Raw genomic sequence first — 2996 nt, 5'->3', positions numbered from 1 at the left:
CCGTTGGCGGTAAACTGATGCAGTACGATACCATTGCAGTAAACACCATTGTCGCTAACAGAAAGGGCGAGGTAAGTTCGTGTGATATTCTTTTCTGTGATGATTTATCTTTGTTTAACCAACACTATCTGCAACTTACCAAACAAGTGACTGAAAGTTGCGTCAATCACGACTTGACGGAAAGCATGGTTATCGGAACTTCCGCATTGGCACAATATGAAATAGACGGTGCTGTCGGGATGTATAGCGGCATTTTTAATAATCCGTTTCTTATTTGGGGCAAATACAAGCGCCGCCTGCTGAAAACGACACTTACCGTTTCTTTCCAGTTCCACCATACGCAAATGGACGGGGCGCACGCTTCCCGCTTTTTGGACGGGGTTCAGAAAGAAATTGATAAATTGAGAATATAAGTTCAGGGAAAAACGCTATCTTTGCAGAACTAACAGAAAAATAAATAGTTGTTCAACAATATGAAATGGCAGTTGTGCATATAGCTACGCTCAACGAATAGCACTTCAAATTATTGCTATTCAGCAATAGACAGGCTTATGTTTTAAGTTTGCCTGTTATTGTTTTGTCATTATCCCTTATTATAAATCTATAAGATTGTCGTGCTGCTTAAAGCGGCAGGATGTATTGTATCATATTGGTTTGAACAAATGAATTATACCTATAAGAAAATCTGGCTCATCGCTTTTCCTGTAATGATGAGCATCCTGATTGAACAACTGATAAATATTACCGATGCTTTGTTTTTGGGGCATGTGGGTGATGTAGAACTGGGCGCATCTGCCCTTGCCGGAATATGGTTCTTGGCAATTTATATGCTCGGCTTCGGGTTCAGTTTGGGGTTGCAAGTGGTAATTGCCCGCCGTAACGGAGAACAGCGGTATGCAGAAACGGGAAAAACGTTCTTTCAGGGATTGTTTTTCTTGCTAATACTGGCGGTACTCCTCTGTCTGCTATCCAAGATATTTTCTCCCGTTCTGTTGAAACATCTGATAACTTCGGATGATGTTTATAATGCGGTTATCTGCTATTTGGATTGGCGTATTTGGGGATTGTTGTTCTCTTTCCCGTTCCTTGCGTTACGCTCGTTTTTGGTAGGCATTACACAGACAAAAGCTCTGAACATGGCAGCTTTCACTGCCGTACTGGTAAACATTCCGCTGAACTGGCTCCTGATATTCGGCTTCGATATGGGTATATCGGGAGCGGCTATCGCTTCTTCATTTGCCGAAATGTGTTCGCTGGCTGTATTGGCTGCATATATGTTTCGGCACATTGATAAAAAAGCGTATGGCTTATACTGGCGTATTGATATAACGGTATTGAAAGAGGTATTTTCTATCTCGGTATGGAGTATGCTCCAGTTCTTTACAAGTGTAGCCATTTGGTTTCTGTTCTTCGTAGCTATCGAACGTTTGGGAGAAACGGAATTGGCAGTATCAAACATTGTAAGAAGTGTTTCCGCACTGTTTTCCGTTATCGTCAATGCATTGGCAGGTGTCACCGGTTCTTTGGTGAGTAATCTGATTGGAGCAGGTGAAAAGAAAAAAGTTTTTCCGCTTTGCCATAAGATTATCCGTTTAGGATATGCGACAGGCATTCCACTGATTACTTTTGCGTTGTTCTTTCACCAGCACATTATAGGGGCTTATACGGAAAATCCCGCTATCGTACAGCTTGCATGGCCGCCTTTTCTTGTCATGCTATTGAATTACTTCTTTGCACTACCCGGTTACGTCTATCTGAATGCTACAACCGGAACGGGAGCGACACGGACGGTATTCATTTTTCAGGTGATAACTACTATTGCTTATCTGTTCTGCTTATGGGGATTAGTTTTTTGTGATGTTCCGTTAGCGGCATATTGGGCAGTGGAATACTTATATGTAATGCTACTTGGTACACAATCCGTCATTTATCTTAAATATAAACAATACTAAGAACTGAAAGTTATGATGAACAAGATATATCCCCGTAAAGGTGACACGCAAACCGTTTATTTGAATGCTGTCGTAAAAGACCCGTCTATCGAAATAGGCGACTATACCATTTACAATGATTTTGTTTCAGACCCGTGTCTGTTTGAGCAAAACAATGTGTTGTATCACTATCCCATTAACCATGAACGGCTGATAATTGGAAAGTTCTGTTCTATTGCTTGCGGTGCAAAATTTCTGTTCAACTGCGCCAATTATACCCTGAAATCACTATCGACTTACACGTTCCCGCTATTTTATGAAGATTGGGAATTGGATAAGGCAAATGTGGCTTCTGCTTGGGACAACAAAGGCGACATCGTAATAGGCAATGACGTATGGATAGGCTATGAAGCCGTTATTATGGCTGGTGTCCATATCGGTGACGGTGCTATTGTTGGTACAAGGGCGGTTGTGACGAAAGATGTTCCGCCCTATACCATTGTGGGTGGTATCCCCGCAAAGGAGATACGAAAGCGGTTCAGTCCTGATAGGATAGAACAGATGCAGGCTTTGAAATGGTGGAACTGGTCGGTAGATAAGATACGGGAATTTTTGCCTTATCTGAAAGATGGACGTTGGGATAAATTACAGGCAGTATGAAATCTATTAAGAATCTAATTTCGCTTGGATATTTGCTGATGGCATTATTGGTTATCGGCATAATGTATATTTGGTATAAAGAATGGTGCGATTTAGAGAAATTGGAAGTTCAAAATTTTCATATCGATACTTTTCGCCAAGAATCGCACGAAATATTTGTTCTTCTTATTGAACTTTCTTTATCAGGCGAGACAGTATTGGAGTGGGAATATGCAGATTTGGAACATTACCATTATCAACGCATGGCAATGGACAGTATGCTATGCCGTTTCAAAACGATTTATCCGACAGAGCGCATAGACAGTGTACGCCATCTTCTCGAAGATAAGGAACGACAAATGCGTCAAATCGTGCAGGTACTTGAACAGCAACAAGCCATCAACGATAAGATCACTCGTCAAGTAC

Annotated in this window: 3 protein-coding genes and 1 pseudogene; all 4 read left to right on the top strand. The window is 41.4% G+C overall.

Annotated elements, in window-relative coordinates:
- Positions 1-413 (top strand): CatA-like O-acetyltransferase (locus E5342_RS18795; protein ID WP_135960062.1); only part of this gene is annotated, 413 nt, incomplete at its 5' end.
- Between the two features lie 249 nt (positions 414-662).
- On the top strand, positions 663-1952 hold the full coding sequence (locus E5342_RS18790; RefSeq protein ID WP_210434984.1) for an MATE family efflux transporter: 1290 nt from the start codon (positions 663-665) through the stop codon (positions 1950-1952).
- Between the two features lie 12 nt (positions 1953-1964).
- Positions 1965-2591 carry a CatB-related O-acetyltransferase gene (locus E5342_RS18785; protein WP_135960060.1) on the top strand — a complete coding sequence of 209 codons (627 nt, stop codon included), beginning with the start codon at positions 1965-1967 and terminating at the stop codon, positions 2589-2591.
- Positions 2588-2996: pseudogene (locus tag E5342_RS18780) on the top strand (hybrid sensor histidine kinase/response regulator); the annotation flags it as partial. The gene E5342_RS18785 and the pseudogene E5342_RS18780, both read left to right, overlap by 4 nt.

The organism is Parabacteroides distasonis (genome assembly GCF_004793765.1).
Taxonomy (GTDB): domain Bacteria; phylum Bacteroidota; class Bacteroidia; order Bacteroidales; family Tannerellaceae; genus Parabacteroides; species Parabacteroides distasonis_A.
The sequence above is the reverse complement of the archived record's forward strand: the minus strand, read 5'-3'. Positions and strand labels throughout refer to the sequence as shown.